General features: G+C 53.4%; 1 pseudogene. It reads right to left on the minus strand.

Annotated features, from left to right (window positions below):
- Positions 1–328: 328 nt before the first annotated feature.
- Positions 329–1,184, minus strand: a pseudogene (locus U1R88_RS35550) (IS3 family transposase); the annotation flags it as partial.

The following is a 1,184-nucleotide window of genomic DNA, read 5'->3' on the forward strand; positions in this document are numbered from 1 at the left end:
CAATCCTATTTTTTGCGAAGCCTGTCACATAGCAGAGCCAGCGGCTTATTAACAGAAGACAATGCATATCGTTACCAAAAATTAAAACCAAATGGATTTTTTATTAACCAACAAATCGAAGTGGGGCAATAAAGTTTACCGCGATATTTCTATTTTACGATATTTTTATCGTACTGGAATTATCAAACAAGCTTAGTGGGACTGGATCTTGTTGGCCGAACATTGGATATCTACTAGATTTGATCTTGTGGATCATATAATGCTTTTAGTCGATTTCACTTGGTATGAAACTGCGAAGGTCATCGATGCCTGAATCGCCCCAGCTTTCCTAGACACTCTCCAAGCTCTGGAAATAGCGCTTTTCAAACTCCACTGGCGATAGCTGCATAGCGCTGCTGTGCCGGCGCTTGGGGGTATAGAACATCTAGATGTAAACGAACACATCACTGCGGGCTTCTTCGCGGGTTCCGTAGGTTTTCCGTCGGATGCGTTCCCGCTTCAGCAACTGGAAAAAGCTTTCCGCGACCGCGTTGTCGTGACAGTTACCGCGTCGACTCATGCTGCTGATCAGGTTGTTGGCCTTGAGGAAACTCTGCCAGTCCGAGCTGCTGAACTGGCTGCCCTGGTCGGAATGGATCATCACTTCCTGCTTGGGCTTGCGCCGCCACACTGCCATCAGCAACGCATCGATGGCCAGATCGCTGCACATCCGAGGCTTCATCGACCAGCCGATCACTTGGCGAGAAAACAGATCCAGCACCACCGCCAAGTACAACCAGCCCTCATACGTGCGGATGTAAGTGATGTCGGTGACCCAGACCTTGTTCGGTTCACTGATATTGAACTGCCGCTCCAGACGGTTGGGCGAGGCCACTGGCGGCTTGCCACCGTAGTACCCGGGGCGCCGGCGATAACCGGTCTGAGAGCGCAGCCCCTCTCTCCTCATCAGGCGAGCCACACGATGCCGGCCACAGGACTCGCCCAGCTCACGCAGGTCGTCGTGGATCTTGCGGTAGCCGTAGACCCCGCCGCTTTCCAACCAGGCATGCTTGATCAATCCGAGCAGACGCTGATCTTCCTTGGCACGCGCGGATTTCGGCTCGGCCAGCCAGGCGTAGTAACCGCTGGGATGCACCTGGAGGGTCTGGCAGAGACGCCGTACCGGGTACTCCACCGACAGTTTG

This window comes from Labrys sedimenti (assembly GCF_034424805.1).
In the GTDB taxonomy this organism is placed as follows: Bacteria; Pseudomonadota; Alphaproteobacteria; order Rhizobiales; family Labraceae; genus Labrys; species Labrys sedimenti.